Consider the following 24030-nt stretch of genomic DNA (forward strand, 5'->3'; position numbering starts at 1 on the left):
TCGCCTCCTGAGCAATGTTCTCGCTACCGCGGTCGGTCACGCGGCGACCCGCTCGGAGCCGGCCGCGGTGATGCCCTTGGTGGAGGCGATCACGTTCTTCAGCTTCTTGGAGAGCGCCTCATAGAACATGCTCAGGGGAAACTCGTCCGGAAGCACGTCGTCCACGAGCTTGCGCGGCGGCTGCGACAGGTCGAGGGCGTCCGGACCCTTGGCCCAGCGGGAGCCCGGGTGCGGGGCGAGATAGGTGGAGACCAGCTCGTAGGCCTTGAACCAGTGGACGAGCTTGGGGCGGTCGATGCCGGCCCGGTAGAGCTCCTCGATCTCGGAACACAGCTGGTTGGTGACCTGCGGGGCGCGCTGCCAGTCGATGTGCAGCTTGTTGTCGGTCCAGCGGACGACGTCGTGCTTGTGCAGGTAGGCGAAGAGCAGCTGGCCGCCGAGACCGTCGTAGTTGCGGACGCGGTCGCCGGTGAGCGGGAAGCGGAACATCCGGTCGAAGAGCACGGCGTACTGCACGTCGCGGCCGTGCGCGTTGCCCTCGGACTCCAGCTTCACGGCCTCCTTGAAGGCGGTGAGGTCACAGCGCAGCTCCTCCAGGCCGTACATCCAGAACGGCTGGCGCTGCTTGATCATGAAGGGGTCGAACGGCAGGTCGCCGTGGCTGTGGGTGCGGTCGTGGACCATGTCCCAGAGCACGAAGGCCTTCTCGCAGCGCTCCTGGTCGTGGACCATGGCGGCGATGTCCTCGGGCAGTTCGAGACCCAGGGTGTCCACGGCGGCTTCGGTGACGGCACGGAAGCGCGCGGCCTCGCGGTCGCAGAAGATGCCACCCCAGGAGAATCGTTCCGGCGCCTCGCGCACGGCGATGGTCTCCGGGAAGAGCACGGCCGAGTTGGTGTCGTACCCGGCGGTGAAGTCCTCGAAGGTGATGCCGCAGAACAGCGGGTTGTCGTAGCGGGTGCGCTCCAGCTCGGCCAGCCACTCGGGCCACACCATGCGCAGCACGACCGCTTCGAAGTTGCGGTCCAGGTTGCCGTTCTGCGTGTACATCGGGAAGACGACCAGGTGCTGGAGGCCGTCCTCGCGGTGCGCGGCGGGCTGGAAGGCCAGCAGCGAGTCGAGGAAGTCGGGCACCTCGAAGCCGCCGTCGGCCCAGCGGCGCAGGTCCTTGACGAGCGCCTCGTGGTACTCGGTGTCGTGGGGCACCAGCGGCGAGAGCGCGTCTATCGCCTCGGCCACACGGCGCACGACCGCCTCGACGTCGGCGGCGACGGGAGCGCCGTCCGCCGCGAAGTCGATGGAGCCGTCCTTGGACTGCCAGGGACGGATCTCCTCCACGGCAGCCTTGAGGACAGGCCATGCCGGGTGATCCACCACCCTGGCCACGGGAGGAACCCGCTCCTCCGAACCCACCTGCTCAAGAACTTCCGTCATGTCCCATCCTCCACAGGAAAACCTCGCGTATGGACACCGTATGTATGCGAGGTTCCGTTACGCAAGAGGGAACCCGGGAGATTATCCTGCGCACCCGCAGCTTCACCGCTCTTTTTCCTGTCTGACACCGTCCATGCGATGACATGCACCACAGCCTCCCGAGCGGCACGGGCGTCGGCGCCGAGCCCCGGGAGGGCGGGGACCCCTTGAATTCCAAGGGATCCGCGGGGCCGGCCGGGCCACGGCTCCCCGCGGCCCCGCGACTCGGCTTCCCTCGGCCGGACGGCGTACGCGTGGCCCACGTCACACTGGAGATGATGGGGCCTCTTCCCGGGTGCGCGCAGCCGGAGCCGCGCGCGGGCTCCGCGCTCGCGCCGCGCCATGTGAATCCGACACTCCCATTGCACGGCGTAGGAACGGGTACACAGCACAGCCAGGCCATTAGGCTGCGGCCTGCCGCGTGGCCACCCCCTCGGAACCACGCGCGAGCCGAGCCGCCGTCGACGGAAGCGAGTCGAATCTTGAACTTCCTCACCATCGGTCACCGCGGAGTGATGGGTGTCGAACCCGAGAACACCCTCCGTTCCTTCATCGCCGCCCAGAACGCGGGCCTCGACCTCATCGAACTCGATCTGCATCTGAGCAAGGACGGCGCGCTCGTCGTCATGCACGACGCCGACGTGGACCGGACGACCGACGGCACGGGGCAGATCGCCGACAAGACGCTCGCGGAGCTGCGCACCCTGGACGCGGGGCGCGGTGAGCACGTCCCCGTCTTCGAGGAGGTCCTGGAGGCGGTCAGGACGCCGTTGCAGGCCGAGATCAAGGATGTGGCCGCGGCCAGGGCGCTGGCCGAGGTGATGCACCGCAAGGATCTGATCGGGCGGGTGGAGGTGTCCTCGTTCCACGACGAGGCGGTCGCCGAGATCGCGCGGCTGGTGCCGGGGGTCCGCACCGCTCTGATCGCCAGCCGTTACGGCACCGACGTGGTGGACCGCGCCGTCGAGTCCGGCGCGGCGACCGTGTGCCTCAACATCCGCAGGCTGAGCCTGGAGGTCGTGGAGCGGGCCCGCAAGGCCGACCTGAAGATCATCGGCTGGGTGGTCAACACCCAGGACCAGCTCCGGCTGGTGCGCGCGCTGGAGCTGGACGGCGCCACGACCGACTACCCCGAGATCAAGCGCACGGGCCGCTTCACGGCGTGACCGGCGCCCGGACGACGACCAGACATGTCTAGAGGCTGTCCGGAAGGCCCTCGCCGAGCGGCTTGACCAGCAGTTCGAAGCGCAGGTCGTCGCGCTGCGGGATGCCGAAGCGCTCATCGCCGTACGGGAACGGCGTCATCCGTCCCGTACGGCGGTAGCCGCGCCGTTCGTACCAGGCGATGAGGTCCTCGCGTACGGAGATCACCGTCATGTGCATCTCCGTCGCGCCCCATGCCTCGCGCACGGTCCGCTCCGCCTCGGCGATGATCACCTTGCCGAGTCCGCCGCCCTGGAGCGCCGGACTGACCGCGAACATGCCGAAGTACGCGTGGTCGCCCCGATGCTCCAGCTGGCAGCAGGCGACGAGGACGCCGTCCCGCTCGACGGCCAGGAGCCGGCTGTCGGACGCCTCGACGACCGCGCGGACCCCTTCGGCGTCGGTCCGCCGGCCTTCGAGGATGTCCGCCTCCGTGGTCCAGCCGGCCCGGCTGGACTCCCCTCGGTACGCCGACTCGATCAGCACGACCAGGGCGTCCACGTCGGTGTCGACGGCGTCGCGGAAGGTGAGTCCGGTGGCGGCGGCGGTTTCCATGGGGGCGGTTCTCCGATCAGTGGCGCGGCTGGGCACGCCCGAGCGTAACGCCCTCCCTTGACCCGCCAGCCGGCAGCCATGGGCATGCCGAGGCGGGACGCCCTCGCGGTCGCCGCGGCGGACCCCGTACCCCGTGTCGCCGCCGGGACCGGACGCACCGCTCCCACTAGGCTCCGGGCGCATGGTGCATGTACTGAGTGGTCGGACCCTGCTGCGGCCGACCGACCCGGAACGCTCGCGCGTCTTCTACGGGGAACAGCTCGGCCTGGCGGTCTACCGCGAGTTCGGTACGGGGCCCGAGCGCGGGACCGTGTACTTCCTCGGCGGCGGTTTCCTGGAGGTCGCCGGACGCTCCGAGGTCCCGCCCTCCCCCGCGCTGAAGCTGTGGCTCCAGGTCGCGGACGTCGCGGCGGCCCACGAGGAGCTGACGGACGCCGGTGTCGAGGTGGTGCGCGGGCCGGTGCGGGAGCCGTGGGGGCTGATCGAGATGTGGATCGCGGACCCGGACGGGACCGAGATCGTGATCGTCGAGATCCCGGCGGATCATCCGCTGCGGTACAGGCCCTGACGGCGCGAACGGCCGGGCGTCTCGGGCCGATACCGCGCGGAACCGTCGCCCTCGGGCGGTGCCCGGAGCAGGCGTCCGGGCGCGGGGCCGGGAGCCGGCGCCCGAGGGCGGTGCCCGTACGTCCGGATGGCCGGTGATCCGCTCCAGGCTTAGCGTGCTCAGGGGGATCGCTGCGGAAGGGATGCCATGAAGCTCGACAGGCCGGTGATCGGCGGACCCTGCTGGACGGAGCTCGGGACCGACGACCTGGAGGGTGCCAAGGGCTTCTACGCCGATCTGTTCGGCTGGCGCCCGGAGACGGACCCGCGTCAGGAGGCGGGCGGGTACACCGTCGCGCATCTGGGGGACGCGGCCGTCGCGGGGATCTCCCCCGTCTACCAGGAGTCGCAGCCCGTCGCCTGGAACGTGTCGTTCGCCGTCGCCGACGTGGACGCGACCGCGGCGGCCGTCCAGGCCGCCGGGGGAACGATCGTCCTCGCTCCGATGGACGTGCTCGACGTGGGCCGTTTCGCCGTCGCCTTCGACCCGGGCGGCGCCGCCTTCCAGATGTGGCAGGCACGTGCCTTCTCCGGGGCGGGGCTGTTCAACGCGCCGGGCGCGCTCGGCTGGGTGGAACTGCTGACCCGGGCCCCGGACCGGGTGACCGAGTTCTACACGACCGTGTTCGGCTGGACCGTGACGCCCTCGCCGCACTACCCGCAGTGGGGCGTCGACGGCGCCGACTTCGGCGGCATGATCACGATGGACGAGAACTTCGCGCACGAGGTCCCCTCGCACTGGCTGCCCTACTTCGCCGTCGAGGACGTGGACGAGACGGCGAACGCGGTCCTCATGGCGGACGGCCACCTGTTGATGGAACCCGTCTCACAGCCCAACGGGCGGCGCCTGGCCGTCGCCCGGGACCGGCAGGGCGCGGCCTTCGGCATCTACGCGGAGGGTCGGAAGCACTGATTCGGGCGGGCGGCCCGCTCTCCGGCCGGCGTCAGGCGCGCGGGAGTCGCAGCCTGCCTTCCAGCTGACCGAGCAACTCGCCCAGGAGACCTGCCAGTTCACGCTGGCGTTCGCGGTCGACTCCGGACAGGACCCCTGTCTCGTAGGCGAGTTGATCGGGGAGGACGGAGTCGACCAGCTCGCGTCCGGCGTCGGTCAGCCGGACGTGCGCGACGCGGCGGTCACGGGTGTCCCCGCGCCGCTCGACCAGGCCGCGTTCGGTCAGCTGCTTGAGCCGCTTGGTGACGGCGGCGCCCGAGGAGAAGGTCTCGCGGGCGATCTCGCTCGGGGTCAGCTCGTGCCCGGTGCGGCGCAGGGTTCCCAGCACGTCGAACTCGGGGCGGGTGAGCCCGGCCCGGCGCAGCGGCGCGTCCTCCGCCTGCTGAAGGAGAGCGGCGCAGCGGTTGACCCGGCCGATGACCTCCATGGGCCCGGTGTCGAGATCGGGCCGCACGGCCTCCCACTGCCGCACGACGGCCGCCACGGTGTCGACCACTACGGCATCACGGGGGGCCTGTGTGGTGACATCGGCCGGTGTCGTGGTGTCGGTCGGCGGGGTGACGTCGGCCGGTGCCGGATCACCGGCCGGAGGGGTGACGTCGGCCGATGTCGTGACGTCGGCCCGTCTCGTGGTGTCGGCCGGTGTGATGCCGTCGGCCGGGGTCGGATCACCGGCCGGTGTCGTGGCGTCGGCCCGTGTGGTCATGTCGCTCGGTGTGGTCGCGTCGGTCGGTGTCGGGTCGTCGTCCGCCGTTCTCGGCCCGTCCGCTGTCGTCATGCCTGTGCGCCCTCCCAGCAGTGCAGTCCCTGGCGTCGTACCGTCGCCGCGAGCGTACGGTGTCCGGCCTGCTCGGCCCGCATCACCCGCTCCTCCGGCAGGGCGCGCCGCCACCATTCGCCGGCCGCGGCGTCCGCGGTGGACCGCAGGTGCACGACGGCGGCGGACAGACCGCGGCGGGCCGACTCCAGCTCGCCGGGCGGAGGCAGCTCCTGGACGAGGAGTCCCGCGGCGTGTTCCTGGGCCCGTCCGACCGCGGCGAGCGCGTCCTCGATACGGTCCCCGGCCCGCCGGTCGGTCACGGCGACGGCCGCGAGGAAGCCGACCACCGCGCCGACCAGGGTGTCCAGAACCCGGTCGGTCATCAGCTCTCCCGGCCGCTGGGCGTGCGCGAACTCGGTGATCAGCAGGGCCATGGGGGTCACGCAGACGCTGCCGAGCCAGTAGTTGCGGCCGATCAGCGCCTCGGCGCCGAAGTTCAGGGCCAGGCAGCACAGGACGAGGGCGGCCGGTCCGGCGTGGGCGAGCGGGACGAGGACGGCGAAGACCGCCACGCCGAGGAGATTGCCGGTGACCCGCTGGACGCTCCGGCTCCAGGTCAGGGTGACGTTGGCCTGATAGAGGGAGGCGGCGGTGACCAGGGCCCAGGAGGGGCGGCCGACGCCGAGCGCGAGCGCGACGTATCCGGCGAGGGCGCAGCCGAGCGCGGTGCGCAGGGCGATCGGGGCGAGCGGGCGCAGGCGGCGGAGCAGGGGCGGTTCCCCGAAGGCGAGCGCGGCCTCGACGCCGAGGAGTTCGTCCGCGGCGTCGCCGAGACCGCCGGGAGGCGGAACGGGGCCGGTGCCGGACAGGTCGCGGGCCAGGCCGCGCAGCCGCTCGGGGTCGGTGTCGGCGGGTGCGGCGAGCGCGACCTCGGCCCGTACGACGAGGCGCTCCAGAGCGCGCCGGGGCGCGGAACGGGCTCCCGTGGACAGGAGCGACTGCCAGGCACCGTGGACCGCGGCGGCCGCGGCGGCACGGGCACGGGCGTCGTCCGGGGCGCCGGCACAGGCCGCGGCCGCGTTCAGGGCGTGGGCGGTGGCACGTCGCTCCGGACCGTGCGGACGGACGAGCCCGGGGGCCATGCCCACGATCCAGGCCCAGGCTCCCGCGGCGGCGGCCAGCGCGAGGTGGCCGGGAACCTGGCCGAGGCTCTGCGGCACGAACAGGGACGCCGAGGAGATGAAGGCGAGGACCACGTGTCCGGGCGGGCCGATGCGCGTGGCGTCGCACAGAGTCTTCTGAGCGGCGGCCAGCAGGGCGCCGACGGTGACCAGGACGACGGCGTTCGTGGTGAGCGAGGCCGTGACGAGCGCGACGCCAAGGCCGCCGAGCATCCCGGCCACCACCCAGGCCAGGACCCGGGCCCGTGCGGCGTAGGGGCGGCTGTGGGCGTAGAGGGCGCAGAGCGATCCGGCCATGGTGTACATCGCCAGGTCCAGCCGGCCGAGGGCCAGCAGGATCAGGTTCGGCGGGGCGACCGCGACCACGACGCTCAGGGCGGGCTTGAACCAGATGTCCGAGGGCCTGCCGAGCCGGAGCGTGCCGGCCAGCGGAAGCCGGCGTGCGCGGGAGGGGCCGGGAGGGTTCACGCTGCTCATGGCTAAAACCTTAGCAGGTGTTTTACCTGTAAATTAGTCTCTCCGGGCGGCTCCCACCTGCGGTGCACTCCCGCACGCTCCCCCGTTTACAACCCTGCGCTCGTATGCGCCCCGGCCACCCGGGGCATGCCCTGACCGACTGTGCGATGTCCGGCACCGCTGCCCGGCACCTCCTGCCCGGCGTCGCGTGTCCCGCGTCGCGTGTCCGACGTCGTCGAGCGGGAGGTACGCGGTGCACGGACCGGCTTCACCCGGCTGGCTGCTCGTCGCGCTGTGCGCGGCGACCGGGGCCTACTGCCTGCTGCGGATGCGCAGTCCGGTCGAGGAACAGCGCCGCACCGCGGGCGGCGAGGCGCTCATGGGGTTCGGCATGGCCGCGATGGCCGTGCCGGCGGCCGTGGTGACCCCTCCGCACTGGGTCTGGCTCGCCTGCACGGCCGTCTTCGGCGTCGCCGCGCTGCGCGCGCTGGTGGCGGCCCGCGGCGGCCGACATCATCTGCACCATCTGATGGGCACGGTCGCGATGGTCTACATGGCGGCGGTGATGACGACCGCTCCGGCCCATCACGTCCACGGCGGCACCGGCGTCCCCGTCCTCACCGGGATGCTCCTGCTGTACTTCACCGGGTACGTGCTCCGTTCGGGCGCCCGTCTGCTGCCCGTGGCCGTCACTCCGGGTCCGGCCGCCCGCACGGTCGGCTGGGGCGACCGTCCCGAGCTCTCCCAGGCCTGCCGCCTGTCGATGGGGATCGGGATGCTCGCGATGCTGGTCACCCTCTGACGCCATTCACGCTCCGAAGTCGGCTGCGCCTCAAGGGAGTCCGGGTGTGACACGAACCCGTGGCGTACGTCACTTGGGGTCGCTGCCGGTATCCACCGGCGGGCCCCGCTCATAGGCTTCGGCCATGATGGTCCCCGCGGCACTGTTGCTGCTCGGCGCCCTTGCCTCCGTGGTCGCTCCACGACTGCTCGCACGGGCCGACTGGCCGGACCGGGAACCCGTGGTCGCCCTGTGGGTGTGGCAGTGCGTGGTGGCGGCCGTCCTGCTGTGCTGCGTGCTGTCGATGACCCTGAGCGCGTCCGCCGCCTGGGTGGCGGTGCGCGGTCATGTCTTCGACGGCGCGCCGGCCCGGGTCGTCGACGCCTACGCGCACGGCGCGGGTGCCCGCTGGGCCGCCGCCACGGCCGTGGTGCTCGCGTGCGGCGGCGCCTGGACCGCGGCGATGCTGGCGCGCGAGATCGTCAGGGCGCGGCTGCGGCGTCGGCAGAGCCGGTCCGAACTCGTTCTGCGCGCACCGTTGTTGCCAGGCGAGGAGCCGGGATCGGGCCGTCTCGTCGTGCTGGAGGGGGAGCGCCCCGACGCCTGGTGGCTGCCCGGCACCGCTCCCCGGCTGGTCATCACCACAGCCGCGTTGCGCCGTCTCGAAGGACGGCAACTGGATGCCGTGCTCGCCCATGAGCAGGGGCACGCGCGGGCCCGGCACGACTGGCTGCTGCACTGCTCGGGGGCGCTGGCCAACGGGTTTCCGCAGGTGCCGGTGTTCGCCGCGTTCCGCGACGAGATGCACCGGCTGGTCGAACTCGCCGCCGACGACATGGCCTCGCGTCGCTTCGGCCGGCTCACGGTCGCTCTCGCCCTGGTCGAACTCAACGAGGACCGGGGCGTGTTCGGGCCCGGACAGGCCCCGGGCGCGTGCGTCCCGCAGCGGGTGGACCGCCTTCTGACTCCCCGGGACCGGCTCACGACGGCCCGGCGGCTGCAACTGACGGCGGCGGCGGCGCTGGTGCCGGTGGTGCCGGTCCTCGTGGCGTTCGTGCCGGGCTTGCGCGCACTGGGTTAGACCCCGGCGCCGCTCGGCCGTCGGCCGGTTCTCGCGCGTACGGGCCTCTCGTAGGGGTTCATCGGGCAGGGCCGCCTTGACCGGCACGGAATCCGCCGCGAAAGATCTCTCGTATGACCTTCAAGGGTGTGCTGTTCGACTTCTCCGGGACCCTCTTCCGCGTCGAGGACACGGAGTCGTGGCTGCGCGCGGTGCTCGCGGAGAGCGGTCACGCGCTCCCCGAGGGGGAGCTGACGCGGAAGGCGCGGGACCTGGACGCGGTGGGCGCGCTCGCGGGCGGGGCCCGGCCGGTGCGGCCGGTGCCGGATCACCTCCTCGCCGCGTGGGAAGAGCGCGACCACAGTGCCGAGCAGCACCGGGCCGCTTTCACCGGCGTCTCCCGGCAGGTGCCGCTGCCCGATCCCGCTCTGTACGAGGCTCTCTACGACCGTCACATGCGGCCCGCCGCGTGGACGCCCTATCCCGACGCCGCCGAGGTGCTCGGCACGCTGCGCGAGAGGGGTCTCGCCGTCGGGGTGGTCAGCAACATCGGCTGGGACCTGCGGCCCGTCTTCCGCGAGCACGGGCTCGACCCGTACATCGGAACGTACGTCCTGTCCTACGAGCACGGCGTCCAGAAGCCGGATCCGCGGCTCTTCGCGACCGCCTGCGCCGCACTCGGCATCGCCCCGCAGGACACCCTGATGGTCGGCGACGACCGGAGGGCGGACGGCGGCGCGGCGGCGCTGGGCTGCGCGGTCCATTTCGTCGACCATCTGCCGGCGACCGACCGGCCGGACGGACTGCGGCCGGTGCTCGGCCTGGTGGACACGGACTGACGTCACCAGAAACGGCCGTTCGACTCCCCGGGACCGCTCGCCGTAGGGGATTCCGCCACGGAAGGTGTGACGTCCGATCCCGACCGGGCCCCCATGGTCAAGTTTTGGCCAACAAAGGCCAAACGCCTCGCAATTCGGGATCCGTGGCTACGTTGGCGCCCCCGCCCACCCCATCCTGAGGTCCCCCATGAAGACAGCGCTCTGGATCCTCCTCGCCGGCCTGCTCACGTACGTCACCGCCACCGCCCTCCACAACACTGCGCGCAGCGACGACAGGGAAACGCTCGTCGGCAACGTGCTGCTGAGTCTGTCGGTCGGCTGGTACATGGTGACCAACTGGCGACGCGCCTACCTCGCCGCACAACGGCGCCCACGTCAGGGCGAGATGTGCGAGGTGCGCGACGGGCGTCGATGAGGACGGAGGCCGCCCTCGCGCGGCCGGCACTCCCCCGGCGCCTGCCGCCGCGCGTCCGACCTGAGGCGATCCCCCGCGTCGCCCCAGGTCGGGGGCAGCCCGGAACCGACCCGCGGAGGGCCTGGATCCGGATGCGTTGAGTATAGTTGGCTGGCAGCCAGTCAACGCAGGAGTTACAGCATGTCCCCGAGAAGCGCCTCGGTCAATGAAGAGTTGCGGAGACGTTCCCGGGAACGTTTGCTGCAAGCCGCGGTCGAGCTGGTCAGCGAGCGTGGTTACGAGGCCACGACGCTCGGGGACATCGCGGATCGCGCGGGGTCGGCGCGCGGGCTCGTCTCGTACTACTTCCCCGGCAAGCGCCAGCTCCTCCAGTCCGCGGTGCACCGGCTGATGTACCGCACCCTGGAGGAAGCCCTCGACCGCGAGCCGCGCAGCGAGGACGGCCGGGAGCGGATGGCGCGGGCCATCGACGCGATCCTGGGCCTCACCCAGGACCAGCCGGTGCTGATGCGACAGCACATGGCCGGGCTGCTCCACGCCGAGGGATTCATCCAGTGCCCCGAACAGGTTCGGCTCTCCGAGCTCCTCGGGGACACCGTCGCGCGGTACGGCTCCCAGCAGATCTCGGCCGACTACCCGATGCTGCGCGCCCTGCTGATGGGAGCGGTCTACTCGGCGCTGGTGCCGGGCGTGCCGATGAGGGTCCCGGTGCTGCGGGCCGAACTCTTCAAGCGCTACCGCCTCGACTGGGAGATGGGGGTGCCGCCGGACCCCGAGGCTCCGGCCGTCCCGCGCGAGACGGATCTGTCCCGTTTCTTCGCGACCGGTCCGGAACCCGAGGGCGGCCAGGCCAAGTAGCCTTCCGTACAAGGACGTTCGGCGGATTTCCGTCGGACCTCGCGACCGCGCTCACGGCGCCGGGCGACAGGAGCGCGCCCGGCCCTCAGCGGCGGACGTGACGTGGTGTCAGGAACCCGGCGTCACGCGCCCCTGCGATCAGCCTCAGCGACTTGCGGCGGCTGTGGCCGGTGGCGTCCATGACGGCGAGCACCGGGTCCAGGCCCTCCTTCTGCGCCATCCGGTACTCCCGCGCCACCAGCAGACGGCCCTCGGCGCCGCGCGGCCAGATGGGGCGGGCGCGCCGCGCCTGGCTCTCCCCGCCCTGGTCGCGGGCCGGGCCGAGGCGGCTCCCGCACACCTCGGACAGCGGTTCCTCGATCCACTCGGCGACCACCGCGAGGTCGTCGAGCGAGAGGGGCGGCTCCGCCCGTACGTCCTCGATCGACAGGGACGTCTCCGAGACCACGGCGAGCAGGTCGACCCGGGCACCGTCCGTGAACGCCAGCCGGACGTCGAACCACGCCGTGACGCCCGCCCCGGACTCCCGTACCTCCCAGGCGGGCCGCACGGACACCTCGCCGTCCGTGCGGCAGCGGTCGGACAGATTGAGAAACGACGCGTCTAGCACATACGGAACGTAACCGCATCATCACATTCCATACGAACGGACACGCGCGCGACCGGCACGCGCCGCACCCTGTCAGCCGAGCACCTGGTGGTGCGATCCTGGGAGCACCAGCGATGTCCTGTCAGCGATGTCCTTGTCAGCGATCTTCCTGATCCCTCGGGTGAGGAGTTCCGCGTGCTGCGTGTCGCCGTCGTCGGTTCGGGACCCAGCGGGGTCTACAGCGCGCAGGGTCTGGTCCAGCGGAGCGGGCCTCCCGACGTCCGCGTCGACGTCCTGGACCGGCTGCCCTGCCCGTTCGGCCTGGTGCGCTACGGCGTGGCACCCGACCACGAGAAGATCAAGTCGCTCCAGAACAATCTGCGGACCGTCCTCACGGACGAGCGCGTGCGCTTCCTCGGCGGCGTCGAGGTGGGGCCCGGCGGAGTGTCCGTGACGCGTCTGCGCGAGCTCTACCACGCGGTCGTGTACTGCGTGGGCGCCGCCACCGACCGGCATCTCGGCATTCCGGGCGAGGACCTGCCCGGCAGTTGGTCGGCGACGCAGTTCGTGTCCTGGTACAGCGCGCACCCCGACTCCACGGCCGGCGCGTTCGTGGCCGGAGTGCGCTCGGCCGTCGTCATCGGCGTCGGGAACGTCGCCGTCGACGTCACCCGGATCCTCGCGCGTACCGAGCCCGAGCTGCGTCCCACCGACATACCGCAGGCGGCGCTCGGCGCGCTGGCCGCGAGCGAGGTCGCCGAGATCAGCATGGTCGGGCGGCGCGGGCCGTCGCAGGCCCGCTTCACCACGAAGGAGCTGCGCGAGCTGGGCGGTCTGCCGGAGGCCGACATCGGCGTGGACGAGGCGGAGTTGGCGCTCGATCCCGCCTACCTCGATCCGTCGGGACTGCCCGCCGCGCAGCGGCGCAACGTGGAGGTCCTGAGGGGCTGGGCCTCAGCCGCGCCGCTGGGCCGTCCGCGTCTCATCCGCCCGCGCTTCTTCCTCCGGCCCGTCGAACTCCTCGCCGACGGCGGCCGGGTGGGTGCCGTGCGGTTCGAGCGGACCGTGCCGGACGGGGCGGGCGGGGTGAGGGGCACCGGCCGATTCGAGGAGATCGAGGCCCAGTTGGTGCTGCGTTCGGTGGGCTATCGGGGGGTTCCGCTGGACGGGATGCCGTTCGACCCCGAGCGGTGCACGGTGCCGCAGCGGGCGGGACGCGTCCTGCGGGAGGGTGTGGTCGCGCCGGGGGAGTACGTGGCGGGCTGGATCAAGCGGGGCCCGACCGGGGTCATCGGGACCAATCGCCCCTGCGCGAAGGAGACGGTGACCTCCCTGCTGGAGGACGCCCCCGCCCTCGAAGGGCGCGGGGCTTTGGACGATCCGCTCGCGGCCCTGCGGGCCGAGGGGGTCCGGCCCGTCGAATGGGCCGGATGGCTGTCCATCGAACGGGCCGAGGCGGAACTGGGAGCCGCACTGGGCCGCGAGGTGGTCAAGCTGCCCGACTGGGCCGCGCTGTGGACGGCGGCGCGGACCGCGGAGGCCTGAGGGCGGCACCGACGGCCGTGCCGGGGACGGAGTCGCCCCGGGCCCCCGGTGGGTCAGCGGCTGTCGTGCCTCGTCACGGCGCCAGTCGGTCGGCCTGCCGGGCGGCGGCTTCGAGGACCCGGCCGAGCAGTCCGGGGAAGAGCGCGTCGAGGTCGTCGGCGCGCAGGCCGTTCAGCTTGGCCGTACCGCGGTAGACCTGCCGGACGACCCCGCTCTCCCGGAGCACCCGGAAGTGGTGTGTCGTCGTGGACTTGGTGACGGGCAGCACGAAGTCCGAGCAGGAGAGTTCACGGCCCTCGGCGGCGAGCTCGCGGACGATCCGCAGCCGCATGGGGTCGGACAGCGCGTGCAGCACCGACTCGAGCCGGATCTCCTCCCGCACGGGATGCGGCAGATCACGGCCACTGGCGGCGGTGGCGGCGGTCGTCACGTCGGCTCCACTTCGTCCGGGGACCTGGTCCGGTCCCGTTCGGCGGCGTCCGGCGGCTTCACCCGACGCCTGTCATTGTACGAGAGTCGTCGTAGTTTGACACTCGACGTACTACGAGGTTTATCGTACGAGGCGTATCTCGGTCCTGCGACGAACGGAGTCGGTCGTGAGCGCTCTCTTCGAGCCCTGCGTCCTGCGCGAAGTCACCATCCCCAACCGGGTGTGGATGCCCCCGATGTGCCAGTACTCGGCCGCGCCCGACGGCCCCTCGGCGGGCGCCCCGCACGACTGGCACTTCGCCCACTACGCGGCCCGCGCCACGGGAGGGACCGGGCTGGTGATCGTCGAGGCGACCGCCGTCTCGCCCGAGGGCCGGATCTCCCCGTTCGACCTGGGCCTCTGGAACGACACCCAGGTCGAGGCCTTCCGCCGCATCACGGACTTCCTCGTCGCGCAGGGCACGGTGCCGGCCGTGCAGCTGGGCCACGGCGGGCGCAAGGCCTCGACCGACCGCCCCTGGAAGGGCGGCGCCCCCGTCGGCCCCGACGCCCACGGCTGGCGGGCGCTCGCTCCGAGCGCGCTCGCGTTCGACGGGAATCATCCCGTTCCCGACGAGCTCACGGTCGCCGGAATCCGGGAGATCGTGGGCCAGTTCGCGGACGCGGCCCGTCGCGCCCTGGCCGCCGGCTTCGAGATCGTCGAGATCCACGGCGCCCACGGCTACCTCGTCAACGAGTTCCTGTCCCCCCACTCCAACCACCGCACCGACGCGTACGGCGGCTCGTACGAGAACCGCACCCGGTTCGCCCTCGAAGTCGTCGACGCCGTACGGGAGGTCTGGCCGCAGGAGAAGCCGCTGTTCTTCCGCGTCTCGGCCACCGACTGGCTGGAGGACGCGGGCTGGAGCGCCGACGACACCGTCCGCTTCGCCACCGAGCTGTACGAGCACGGCGTGGACCTGCTCGACGTCTCCACGGGCGGGAACGCTTCCGGCGTCCGCATTCCCGTCGGACCGGGCTATCAAGTCCCCTTCGCCGCACGGGTGAAGAAGGAGACCCCGATGGCCGTCGCCGCCGTCGGCCTGATCACCGACGTGGAACAGGCCGAGAAGATCGTCGCCAACGGGGAGGCCGACGCGGTGCTGCTGGGCAGGGAGTTGCTGCGCAACCCGTCCTTCGCCCGGCTCGCGGCACGCGAACTCGGGGCCGAGGTGCACGTACCCGAGCAGTACCACCGGTCGGTGTAGCCGCCTGACCAACGGGGGGCGAAGTGGGGCCCGGCGCGGGGTGGTTGACGTGTCTCTCCGTCCTCCACGCCGACGCCGGACCCCCGTGTCACTCGGTCAGACGCTCATAGGGTCAGACGGCCGCATGGTCAGACGGCACTCGGGACGGCCCCCTTGGTTCGCACTTCGACCGTCACCTCCGCCTTCGGCGTCACCTCGGTCTCCGCTTGGGTGAGCAGCGCGAGCAGGGTCGCGCGGGCGCGCGCCACGCGGGAGCGGACCGTTCCGACCGGGCAGCCGCTGACCTGGGCGGCCTCCGCGTAGGGCAGGCCCATCATCTGGGTGAGGACGAACGCCTCGCGCCGTTCGCCCGGGAGCATGTCGAGGAGTTCGAGCAGGGCGACTCCGTCGTCGAAGCCGGGCAGCCCGAGCGGCTGCGCGCGTTCCACCGCGGCCTGCCAGTCCGCGGCGCCGGCCGAGCGCGGCCGGACGGCGGCGTACCGCAGGCTGTCGATCACCGCCCTGCGGGCGATGGACAGCAGCCAGGTGCGTGCCGAGGAGCGCCCCTCGAACCGGTGCAGACTGCCCAGCGCCCGCAGGAACGTGTCCTGTGCGAGGTCCTCGGCGGCGTGCGGATCGGCGGACAGGTGGGCGACATAGCGCACGACATCGCGGTGCAGCGCGCGGACGAAGTGCTCGACGGCGGCCGGGTCACCGGCGCGGGCGGCCAGCGCCCAGGCGGTCGCCGACGCGTCGGCCGACACCGCTCGGTCGTCTTCGTTCCGCCCCTCGTGGCCGTGGCCGTAGCCGTGGCTCGGCGCGGGCGGGGCGGACAGGGCAGGAGTGATCACCAGGTGTCCTTCTCGGGTCGTCCGTGATCCGGACCGGCGCGAGGCCATGGGTCCGGTGAGGGGAGAGCGGCCGTACGGAGGTACGGCCGAAGCCCGAAGCGCTCAGGAGGCGCTTCGGGGAACCGGCTGTCTCAGGCGACAGCGGTCCCCACGGGCGGACCCCGGGAAGTGATGGCGTGGACGAGAAGGAGGAGGCGCGGGGCGCGGTCCGAGGAGCGTCGGCGCAGCCGGACGATCGGCCGGTACGGCGGCACCGGAAGGGCGAGCAGCAGGCGCAGGGGCGCGGCCAGCCGGGTGGCCAGCGCCCGCAGGACGCGGAACGCGGCGCGTTCGCCGTATGCGAGCCAGAGGCCGCAGAGCAGCGCCGCGAGGAGATGGGCGGCGAGCATGCCGAGCGCCGAGAGCGAGCCGGCCCCGGCTCCCCCGGAGAACAGATGTGCCATGGTCCCGGAACCCATGGACTCCCCGCCCATGGTCCCCATGCCCACGGACCCGGACCCCATGAACCCGGCCCCCATGGGACTCATACCTGTGGATCCGGAGCCAGTCATTGATCCGGAACCCATGGATCCCATACCCGTGAGATCCATGGAGCCCATGGTCGCCGACCCCATGGCTCTCATGACCATGCCGTCCATGACATCCGTACCCGGGCGACCCGGTCCGGCCGCCGGGCCGGTGCCCGTCCCCGCCGCGAGCGCCAAAGACTGCGCGGTCGAGAACGCGGTGTGGAGCGCGGTCTGGGCGATCACCACGACGGACACGACGAGCGGAAGCCCGCGCTCGCGGCCGGCCAGGCACCAGCCCGCCCCGGCCGTGCCCGCTCCCGCCCCGGCCAACGCCCACCAGGCCACCGGAGAGCCGGACATCATCACGTGCCCCAGGGCGGCGAGCACCACGGAGACGGCCGCGAACATCACGGCCCGCAGCATCCGCGTGCACCACCCGGCAGTCATACGGCCCTCATCCTCGCATCCGGGGTCAGGACGGTATGGAGGGGTACGGAAACGGGCGGACACCGGACGGGTGACGCGCCCGTGATCCGGATCACGCGGCCCGCGCGGCCCGGCCCCGCATGTCGGGGGCGGACCGGGGTAGCCGCCGGAGCACCGTCGAAGCACAGCCAGGACAGGGCCACCCTACGTACTGTAGGGTCCCCGCGGTGAGCGTCGTACATCAGGGGGAGCCCGTGAAGGAACGTGCCGCCGGGAGCGCGGTGCGCGGACCGGCGTCCGTGCTGGCACTGCTCGTACCGAGTCTCGGGATCGCCGCGCTGGGTGTGTACCACCTGTGCGGTTTCGACCTGCACGCCCTGCACGGACGACCACACCTCGGCGACGGACTGACCATGGCCGGGGTGATCACGGCCCTGGTCCTGGCGGGAGCGGCGCTCGGTGACCTCCTCTGGTGGGCGACCCGGCGCGACCGCGCGCTCGGTGACAGCGGAAACCCGCGCCCGGGCGGACATTTCGGGAATTCGGCCCGCGACCGGGGGACTTCACCCCGCCGCTGAGCGATCCGGGGCGAGATTCTTACCCGTCGGACGGGTGTGCCCGCGCCCGGTGGTCCGTATTCTCAACACCTCCTTACCTCTTCACGTCACCCCTGTCTGGCCATAACCCCACTCTTCCTTACAAGATGTAGTGTTCCGGCCTCTGTCCCCACCGGTTATCCCGGCCTCTCCTCAAGGTGATGCTCCACGGTGTCCGTACAACAGTCAGCGCTCATCCCGGAGCAGCGGAACGCGAACTCGCGCCGCGGGGCCCGGTCCGGACGAGCGGGCGACGGAATCCGGCCACGAGCCGCCGCGTTCACGGTCTGGTACCTGCGGCTGCTCGCCCTCCTCAACATCGTCGCGGTGATCTCGCTGCCGTTCCGCGAGGAGGTGCACGAGCACAACGGAGGTGAGTTCTTCACCCCGTATCTGGCCACCGCCGGACTGATCTCGGCGGCGCTGGCCCTGTTCCTCGCGCTCGTGATGCGGCGCCGCAAACGAGCCGCCTGGATCTTCAACCTGCTGCTCGCCGGGCCTCTCCTCGCGCTCTACGTCGTGGCCCTGACCCAGGACCGCTACCAACGGCACGTCTTCAACTGGGTGTCGGCCCTTCTCACGGCCCTCTTCGTCGTCGCCCTCCTGCTGGGGCGCAAGGAGTTCCACGCCGTAGGGGACCGCTCGAACCCCCGGCTCGCGCTCGCCGTCGGAGCGGGCGGACTGCTCGTCAGCGCCACCCTCGGCACCCTGCTCGTCAGCGCCACCAACCGTGTCTCCGGGACCCCGCTGAGCGACCGGATCGCGTACACACTGCTGCGCGGCATCAGTGTCGGCCCGCTCGCCGACCGGTTCGACACCGTCGTCGCACCCCGCTGGGTCGACATCCTGGTCAACGTCCTGACGGCCGCCACCTTCCTGCTGGTGCTCTACGCCTGCTTCCGCTCACCGCGCGGTCTCGAACTCCTCGGCGAGGAGGACGAGACCCGGCTGCGTGCGCTGCTGGCACGGCACGGGGAACGCGACTCGCTCGGCTACTTCGCCCTGCGCCGTGACAAGTCGGTCATCTGGTCCCCGAGCGGCAAGGCGGCGATCGCGTACGGCGTCCGCGGTGGCGTGACCCTCGCCTCCGGGGACCCCATCGGCGACCCGGAGGCCTGGCCCGGCGCGATCGACGCCTGGCTGCGGGAGGCACGACGGCACGCGTGGACGCCCGCGGTGATGGGCGCCAGCGAGGAGGCCGGGACCGTCTACGCCCGGCACGGCCTGGACGCTCTGGAACTCGGTGACGAAGCCATAGTGGACCGGTCCGACTTCACCCTGGAGGGACGCGCCATGCGGGGCGTCCGGCAGGCGCACAAGCGCGTCCGGCGGGCCGGTTACACGGTGCGCGTCCGCCGGCACGAGGACATTCCCGAGCCCGAGATGGCCGACCTGACCGACAAGGCGGACCAGTGGCGCGACGGTGAGACCGAACGCGGCTTCTCCATGGCGCTCGGCCGCCTGGGAGACCCCGCCGACGGACGCTGCGTGATGCTGGAGTGCCATGACAGCGAAGGGGAACCCCGAGCCGTCCTGAGTTTCGTGCCGTGGGGTGAGCGGGGGCTTTCGCTCGACCTCATGCGCCGCGACCGGAACTCCGACAACGGGCTCATGGAGTTCATGGTGATCGAGCTGCTGCTGAACGCCGAGGAGTTCGGCGTCGAGCGGGTCTCGCTGAACTTCGCGATGTTCCGGTCGGTCTTCGAGCGCGGCACCCGGCTGGGCGCGGGACCCGTGCTGCGGCTGTGGTGCTCGCTGCTGACGTTCCTCTCGCGCTGGTGGCAGCTCGAATCGCTGTACCGGGCCAACGCCAAGTACCGGCCGGTCTGGGAGCCCCGCTACCTCCTCTTCGAGAAGAGCGCCGACCTGCCTCGCATCGGCATCGCCGCGGCCCGCGCGGAGGGCTTCCTCGCCCCGCCGGCCCTGCCCCGGTTCGCCTCCCGGCGCCCGGCGCACCCCGACCGCCGGCCGTCGGCGGCGGCCGAGACGGCGCCCCCGGCCGTCTCCGGCAGTCCCGCGTCGTCCGCGGCGAAGGACTAGGGCGGGACCAGTCAGGACAGGGCCCCCTCCGCGTCCCGGGCGACGGCCACGCCCTCTTCGGCACACAGCCGGGCACCCACCCAGGGTGCCCGGCTGCGTCGTCTCCGCGTCGACCGCGCCGTGCCCGCCCTCTCCGCGCCCCCGGCCGGGCCGTCCCAGCGACGGCTTTGCCCCGCCCGACCGTCGGAAAACGGCCTTTCATGCGGGAGTTGGCTGGACCTACGCCATCGACGTGACGGTTCACGGGCGTCACTGTCAGTGCCGTGGTGCACACTCACGATCAAATGGCCGTACGCAGGGGGAGGACACCGTGTTCAGGGGGATCGACGAGGTCGACTGGGCCTCGATGGAGCATGCCTACGGAAGCGCCGCGGACGTGCCGGAGCTGCTGCGGGGACTCGCCTCGCCACTCCCCCAGGAGCGGGAGACCGCGCTCGACGGGATGTACGGAGCGGTGCACCACCAGGGCGACGTGTACGACTCGACGCTCGCGTCCATCCCCTTCCTGTTCACGCTCGCCGGACGGACGGAGCTCCCCGACCGGGGCGGAATCGTCGAACTGCTCGCCAGCATCGGCGGATCGCAGGACGCGGACGACATCGCGTACGGAGCGGACGACACCGGGGACGGCGAGGAACCCCTGAGCCCCGGGGACCCCGAGGAACCCGGAGGCGACAACCACGCGATGGCGCGCGCGGCGGTCCGGGCGGGTGCCGGGCTCTTCCTGGAGCTCGTCACGGACGGGGACCCGGAGGTCCGCCGCGCGGCGCCACCGGCACTCGTACGCTTCCATGGCGAACCGCCGCGTGTCCTGGCCCTGTTGAGCGAGCGGCTGCGGGACGAACCGGAGGACGCCGTCCGGCTGGCGCTGGTCGAGAGCATCGGGCTCCTCGCGCGGTTGTACGGCCGTTCCGTGGCCCCCGCGGTGGACTGTCTGGTGTCCCTGTGCGGCCCGCCCCACGACCCGGGGCTGCGGCTCGCGGCGCTCGGACAGCTCGCCTCGTGCGCCGCCGACCGGCTCCCCGCCGACCTCGTACCCACGGTCGTCGGCCTGCTGCACACCAGGTCACAGCGGCTCCGGCCGGCCGGTGAGCCCGTCCGGACGTCCTCCGACACCCTCATCGGCAGCTTGCGCCGCATGCGGCCCGCGGACGAGGAGGGCGCGCGGCTGCTCCGGACGCTGCACCAGGCGCTCGGCGCCCGCACCGAGGACCGGATAGCCCTGCTGAAGGGCCAGTTGAGCAGCCGGAACACGGCCGACCGGTGCAACGCCGTGTGGATGTCCGCGGGGCTGTTCCGTGAGTGGCGGGGCGCGTACGAGGAGCCGGTCGCCCTGATCGGCGAGCAACTCGCCTCGGACGAGGAGCGGTTGCGCTCCGCCGCGGTGTCCGTGCTGGAGTTCCTGTTCACCCTGGCGGCTCCGGCGGCCGACCGGCTCGCCGCCCTCGTGGAGTCGGGCTCCACGTCCGGGGGACACGGAACGGCGACGCTGGACCGCCCGTTGAAGGCCCTGGCCAGGTGCGGGGACGCCCGAGCGGTACCGGCCCTCGCGGAGGTGCTGCGCCGTCCGGCCGTGCCGAACGAGACCGGCTACGCGATCGGACATCTGGGACCGGCCGCGGCGCCCCTCGCTCCCCTGCTGCGGAAACGGCTGGCCGCTGTCCCGCTCGACTCTCCGGACACCTACGACCGCGCGGCCCCGCTTCTGCACGCCCTCGGCACACTCCGGTACACCGAGGCCGTACCGGAAGTGCTCCGCCTGCTGGACGGCGCACCACGCGAACTGCGACTCCGGGACGCCCTGGTGAACGCGCTGGCCAGGACGCTCGGCGCGTTCGGGCCGGGTGCGCGCGCGGCCGTACCGACGCTGCGGGACCTGCTGACGGGTGAGCACGCCGTGGTGGCGGCCGACGCGCTGCGGGCCGTGGAGGGGGACGCGGAGGCGGTCCTTCCGGCGCTGCTCGGGGCGCTGGCCCCGGAGCGGGACGCGGGCGGTCGCCGGACGGCCGCCGAGGCCCTGGGCCGCATCGGGGCCGTCGCCGCTCCCGCGCTGCCCGGACTGCGTCGCCTGGCGGGCTCGGCCGAGGTGTGGGAGCGGACGGCCGCCGCGTGTGCCCTGTGGGACGTCGCCGGAGACCCGGAACCCGTCCTGCCGGTGTTCCGCGAGGTCTGGCGCCTGAACGCGTACACGCGCGGCACGATCACCGCGTGCCTCGTCCGGATGGGCGGCGCGGGCGCACCCGTCCATGACCTGATCCGTACGGAACTGGCCTCGCCCAGACGTCACCGGGCCCGCTCCGGCGGCCACGGCAGCCACGACGTACTCGAGGACGAACTGCTGCTGCGGAACTGCCGAGCGGTCCTGGAGGCCGCCTGACGGGCCGAGGTCCGGGGATCCGAGCGGTGTGTTCGACGAAGCGGGGCCGAGCGGGCACCGGGAGGACCACGGCTGAGCGACGCGGGACGGGGCGGGGGGTCTTCGGAGCGTTTCGGGGTGAGTCCGCCGGGTCCGAGCGGCGCGAAGGCACCTGGGCACGCCGGCGCCGGATCTGCTCGGGAGCGGGTCCGCCGGGGCCGGCGGCACGGACCCGCCGGCGCACGCCGGCGCCGGATCCGCCCTGGGCTGCGGGCCCGAGGAGGGCGGAGGCGGGAGGCGACCGGCGGCGCGAGGCTCGATGGCGCGGGGTGTGCCGGTGGTGTCGCAGAGTGCCGTCCGGTCAGCTGGTCATCCGGCCCCACAGCGGTCCGATCCGCTCCCACTCCGCGTCCCAGCGGTCCACGCGCCGCCGTTCCAGCCGCCCCCTGAGCAGACGGCCGACGGCGAAGGGCCCCGCCGCCACACCCCCGGCCGCGAAGACAGCGATCAGACATGCGCGCAGCCGGGCCACGGCGACGGAGGGCGGACGGGTGACGAGGCGGCCGTCGGCGTCGGTCCACACCAGGACCGGGGTGTCCGCCGAGGTGCCGGCCGCGACCCGTACCCGGCCGGAGCGAGCCCTGCCGTCCGGTGCCGTCCAGCGGACCTCGGTCCACACGACGCGCCCGGCGGGCTCGCCGGCTCCCGCGGCCGGCGCGTCCGCGACCAGCTGGGCGGGTACGGTGCGTGACTCCGCACGCTCGCGCGCGAGCGTGTCCTCCACGCCGCAGACGGTCACCAGGCCCGCGACGGCGCCGCCCAGCACCGCGAACGCCCAGGCCGCGAGCATGATCCAGGCCTCCAGGACATCGCTCCGCCGTCGCAGCGGGTTGCGCCGCCACCGCCACAGCCAGACCTTCGGACCACGGAACGCCGCCATCAGGGGCATCCTCCTCACGACCGCACGGACACGCCACATCTCCATTCCTTACGCGCGCGCTCCGCGCGATGCTCACGCCCGGTCCCCGCCGGCTGTCCGACGCGGGCGGTCGGGAGCCCGTCGGCCCTCCCGGCGGACGGCCTCCCGGGCGGTCCCGCGAGCACGCGTCGCGCGGCGACACGACCCTTCCGACCTGCGCGGACGCCGGGCCGAAGGGAGACTGTCGGTGCCCGGGTGCAGACTGGCCCGTAGCGCAGACAACGACGTCGCGGAGGTGGCCGGTCATGGCCGACGTACTGCTCACGGTAGGCACCCGCAAGGGACTCTTCATCGGGCGACGACGCGGCGGCACCTGGGAGTTCGACGAGAGCCCGTACTTCAACGCGCAGGCCGTGTACTCGGTCGCGATCGACTCCCGGGGCGAGCGGCCGCGGCTGCTGGCCGGCGGGGACAGCGCGCACTGGGGCCCCTCCGTGTTCCACTCCGACGACCTGGGCCGTACGTGGACCGAACCCGCCCGGCCCGCCGTCAGGTTCCCCAAGGACACGGGAGCCTCGCTGGAGCGGGTGTGGCAGTTGCATCCCGCGGCCGCCGAACCGGACGTGGTGTACGCGGGGACGGAGCCGGCCGCGCTGTACCGCTCGGAGGACCGGGGCGAGTCCTTCGAACTCGTACGCCCTCTGTGGGAACACCCCACCCGCTCCCGGTGGGTTCCCGGAGGAGGCGGTGAGGGGCTGCACACCATCCTCACCGACGAGCGCGACCCGGGGGCCGTGACGGTCGCCGTGTCCACGGCCGGGGTCTTCCGTACCGCCGACGGCGGCGCGAGCTGGGAGCCCGCCAACTCCGGTGTCTCCGCGGTGTTCCTGCCGGATCCGAACCCGGAGTTCGGCCAGTGCGTGCACAAGGTCGCACGCGACGCGGTGAACCCGGACCGGCTCTACCTCCAGAACCACTGGGGCGTGTACCGCAGTGACGACGGGGCCGGGCGGTGGACCGACATCGGCGCCGACCTGCCGTCCACGTTCGGATTCACGGTGGCGGCGCATCCGCACCGCGGTGACACCGCCTATGTCTTCCCCATCAACGCCGACGCGGACCGGGTCCCGGCCGACCGGCGCTGCCGGGTCTTCCGTACGGACGACGCGGGCATGACCTGGGAACCGCTGACGGCCGGGCTGCCCAGCGAGGACCACTACGGCACGGTGCTGCGCGACGCTCTGTGCACGGACGGCGCGGACCCGTCGGGCGTGTACTTCGGCAACCGCAACGGCGAGGTGTACGCGTCGGCGGACGACGGCGACAGCTGGCAGCAGCTCGCCTCGCATCTGCCGGACGTGCTGTGCGTCCGCGCGGCGGTGACGGCCTGAACGCCGACGCGCTC

23 protein-coding genes are annotated in these 24030 nt (G+C 72.6%); 14 read left to right on the forward strand and 9 right to left on the reverse strand.

Annotated elements, in window-relative coordinates; all coding sequences use genetic code 11:
• Nucleotides 1-36 precede the first annotated feature (36 nt).
• On the reverse strand, nt 37-1434 hold the full coding sequence (locus ACZ4AA_RS09620) for a DUF6421 family protein (protein ID WP_467598169.1): 1398 nt from the start codon (nt 1432-1434) through the stop codon (nt 37-39).
• Between the two features lie 521 nt (nt 1435-1955).
• Here ACZ4AA_RS09620 and ACZ4AA_RS09625 point away from each other — a divergent pair.
• The gene (locus tag ACZ4AA_RS09625) at nt 1956-2639 is read left to right on the forward strand and encodes a glycerophosphodiester phosphodiesterase (protein ID WP_467598173.1); all 684 of its coding nucleotides are present in this window, start codon (nt 1956-1958) and stop codon (nt 2637-2639) included.
• A 28-nt stretch (nt 2640-2667) separates the two neighbouring features.
• Here ACZ4AA_RS09625 and ACZ4AA_RS09630 read toward each other — a convergent pair whose 3' ends face one another.
• Nucleotides 2668-3231 carry a GNAT family N-acetyltransferase gene (locus ACZ4AA_RS09630; RefSeq protein WP_467598180.1) on the reverse strand — a complete coding sequence of 188 codons (564 nt, stop codon included), beginning with the start codon at nt 3229-3231 and terminating at the stop codon, nt 2668-2670.
• 181 nt (nt 3232-3412) lie between these two features.
• On the opposite strand from ACZ4AA_RS09630, the gene ACZ4AA_RS09635 reads away from it, so the two are divergent.
• Together ACZ4AA_RS09635 and ACZ4AA_RS09640 are read left to right on the forward strand one after the other, a co-directional pair.
• Nucleotides 3413-3799, forward strand: coding sequence for a VOC family protein (locus ACZ4AA_RS09635; RefSeq protein ID WP_467598183.1), 387 nt, complete (start codon nt 3413-3415; stop codon nt 3797-3799).
• Nucleotides 3800-3985: 186 nt separating this feature from the next.
• Entirely contained in the window at nt 3986-4750 is a 765-nt protein-coding gene (locus ACZ4AA_RS09640; RefSeq protein ID WP_467598184.1) for a VOC family protein, read from the forward strand.
• Nucleotides 4751-4781: 31 nt separating this feature from the next.
• Here ACZ4AA_RS09640 and ACZ4AA_RS09645 read toward each other — a convergent pair whose 3' ends face one another.
• Together ACZ4AA_RS09645 and ACZ4AA_RS09650 are read right to left on the reverse strand one after the other, a co-directional pair.
• Nucleotides 4782-5285, reverse strand: coding sequence for a MarR family winged helix-turn-helix transcriptional regulator (locus ACZ4AA_RS09645; protein ID WP_467598945.1), 504 nt, complete (start codon nt 5283-5285; stop codon nt 4782-4784).
• A gap of 278 nt (nt 5286-5563) precedes the next feature.
• Entirely contained in the window at nt 5564-7207 is a 1644-nt protein-coding gene (locus tag ACZ4AA_RS09650; protein WP_467598187.1) for an FUSC family protein, read from the reverse strand.
• Nucleotides 7208-7439: 232 nt separating this feature from the next.
• On the opposite strand from ACZ4AA_RS09650, the gene ACZ4AA_RS09655 reads away from it, so the two are divergent.
• The 5 genes from ACZ4AA_RS09655 to ACZ4AA_RS09675 all read left to right on the forward strand — a co-directional run bounded on the left by ACZ4AA_RS09655 (nt 7440) and on the right by ACZ4AA_RS09675 (nt 11139).
• Nucleotides 7440-7988 (forward strand): DUF5134 domain-containing protein, encoded by a 549-nt coding sequence (locus ACZ4AA_RS09655; protein ID WP_467598190.1) that lies wholly within the window; start codon nt 7440-7442, stop codon nt 7986-7988.
• Nucleotides 7989-8112: 124 nt separating this feature from the next.
• On the forward strand, nt 8113-9048 hold the full coding sequence (locus ACZ4AA_RS09660) for a M56 family metallopeptidase (RefSeq protein WP_467598193.1): 936 nt from the start codon (nt 8113-8115) through the stop codon (nt 9046-9048).
• Between the two features lie 113 nt (nt 9049-9161).
• Nucleotides 9162-9866, forward strand: coding sequence for an HAD family hydrolase (locus ACZ4AA_RS09665; protein ID WP_467598197.1), 705 nt, complete (start codon nt 9162-9164; stop codon nt 9864-9866).
• A 187-nt stretch (nt 9867-10053) separates the two neighbouring features.
• Nucleotides 10054-10281 carry a hypothetical protein gene (locus ACZ4AA_RS09670; RefSeq protein ID WP_467598200.1) on the forward strand — a complete coding sequence of 76 codons (228 nt, stop codon included), beginning with the start codon at nt 10054-10056 and terminating at the stop codon, nt 10279-10281.
• Between the two features lie 180 nt (nt 10282-10461).
• Nucleotides 10462-11139 (forward strand): TetR/AcrR family transcriptional regulator, encoded by a 678-nt coding sequence (locus tag ACZ4AA_RS09675; protein WP_467598203.1) that lies wholly within the window; start codon nt 10462-10464, stop codon nt 11137-11139.
• 85 nt (nt 11140-11224) lie between these two features.
• Here ACZ4AA_RS09675 and ACZ4AA_RS09680 read toward each other — a convergent pair whose 3' ends face one another.
• Nucleotides 11225-11695, reverse strand: coding sequence for a DUF6214 family protein (locus tag ACZ4AA_RS09680; protein ID WP_467598948.1), 471 nt, complete (start codon nt 11693-11695; stop codon nt 11225-11227).
• A gap of 228 nt (nt 11696-11923) precedes the next feature.
• On the opposite strand from ACZ4AA_RS09680, the gene ACZ4AA_RS09685 reads away from it, so the two are divergent.
• Complete coding sequence (locus tag ACZ4AA_RS09685) at nt 11924-13273, forward strand: FAD-dependent oxidoreductase (RefSeq protein ID WP_467598206.1); 1350 nt, start codon at nt 11924-11926, stop codon at nt 13271-13273.
• A gap of 73 nt (nt 13274-13346) precedes the next feature.
• On the opposite strand, the gene ACZ4AA_RS09690 is transcribed toward ACZ4AA_RS09685, so the two are convergent.
• Complete coding sequence (locus tag ACZ4AA_RS09690; RefSeq protein ID WP_467598209.1) at nt 13347-13703, reverse strand: ArsR/SmtB family transcription factor; 357 nt, start codon at nt 13701-13703, stop codon at nt 13347-13349.
• Nucleotides 13704-13869: 166 nt separating this feature from the next.
• Between ACZ4AA_RS09690 and ACZ4AA_RS09695 the strand changes: the two genes are divergently transcribed.
• Nucleotides 13870-14949, forward strand: coding sequence for an NADH:flavin oxidoreductase/NADH oxidase (locus tag ACZ4AA_RS09695; RefSeq protein ID WP_467598214.1), 1080 nt, complete (start codon nt 13870-13872; stop codon nt 14947-14949).
• Nucleotides 14950-15077: 128 nt separating this feature from the next.
• Here the strand turns inward: ACZ4AA_RS09695 and ACZ4AA_RS09700 are convergent, their stop codons facing one another.
• Together ACZ4AA_RS09700 and ACZ4AA_RS09705 are read right to left on the reverse strand one after the other, a co-directional pair.
• Nucleotides 15078-15779 (reverse strand): sigma-70 family RNA polymerase sigma factor, encoded by a 702-nt coding sequence (locus tag ACZ4AA_RS09700; RefSeq protein WP_467598217.1) that lies wholly within the window; start codon nt 15777-15779, stop codon nt 15078-15080.
• A gap of 131 nt (nt 15780-15910) precedes the next feature.
• Entirely contained in the window at nt 15911-16735 is an 825-nt protein-coding gene (locus ACZ4AA_RS09705; protein ID WP_467598219.1) for a hypothetical protein, read from the reverse strand.
• 206 nt (nt 16736-16941) lie between these two features.
• On the opposite strand from ACZ4AA_RS09705, the gene ACZ4AA_RS09710 reads away from it, so the two are divergent.
• The 3 genes from ACZ4AA_RS09710 (at nt 16942) to ACZ4AA_RS09720 (ending at nt 21727) form a co-directional block, all read left to right on the forward strand.
• Nucleotides 16942-17292 carry a hypothetical protein gene (locus ACZ4AA_RS09710; RefSeq protein ID WP_467598222.1) on the forward strand — a complete coding sequence of 117 codons (351 nt, stop codon included), beginning with the start codon at nt 16942-16944 and terminating at the stop codon, nt 17290-17292.
• Nucleotides 17293-17481: 189 nt separating this feature from the next.
• Nucleotides 17482-19350, forward strand: a complete 1869-nt coding sequence (locus ACZ4AA_RS09715) for a phosphatidylglycerol lysyltransferase domain-containing protein (protein ID WP_467598225.1) — start codon at nt 17482-17484, stop codon at nt 19348-19350.
• Between the two features lie 310 nt (nt 19351-19660).
• Nucleotides 19661-21727: a HEAT repeat domain-containing protein gene (locus ACZ4AA_RS09720; protein ID WP_467598228.1), complete on the forward strand. Its 2067-nt coding sequence runs from the start codon at nt 19661-19663 to the stop codon at nt 21725-21727.
• 340 nt (nt 21728-22067) lie between these two features.
• On the opposite strand, the gene ACZ4AA_RS09725 is transcribed toward ACZ4AA_RS09720, so the two are convergent.
• Nucleotides 22068-22646, reverse strand: a complete 579-nt coding sequence (locus tag ACZ4AA_RS09725; RefSeq protein ID WP_467598230.1) for an Rv1733c family protein — start codon at nt 22644-22646, stop codon at nt 22068-22070.
• A 284-nt stretch (nt 22647-22930) separates the two neighbouring features.
• Here ACZ4AA_RS09725 and ACZ4AA_RS09730 point away from each other — a divergent pair, with 284 nt between their 5' ends.
• Entirely contained in the window at nt 22931-24016 is a 1086-nt protein-coding gene (locus ACZ4AA_RS09730; RefSeq protein ID WP_467598233.1) for a WD40/YVTN/BNR-like repeat-containing protein, read from the forward strand.
• The last annotated feature ends 14 nt before the right edge of the window (nt 24017-24030 follow it).

The organism is Streptomyces sp. NPDC024698 (assembly GCF_055559015.1).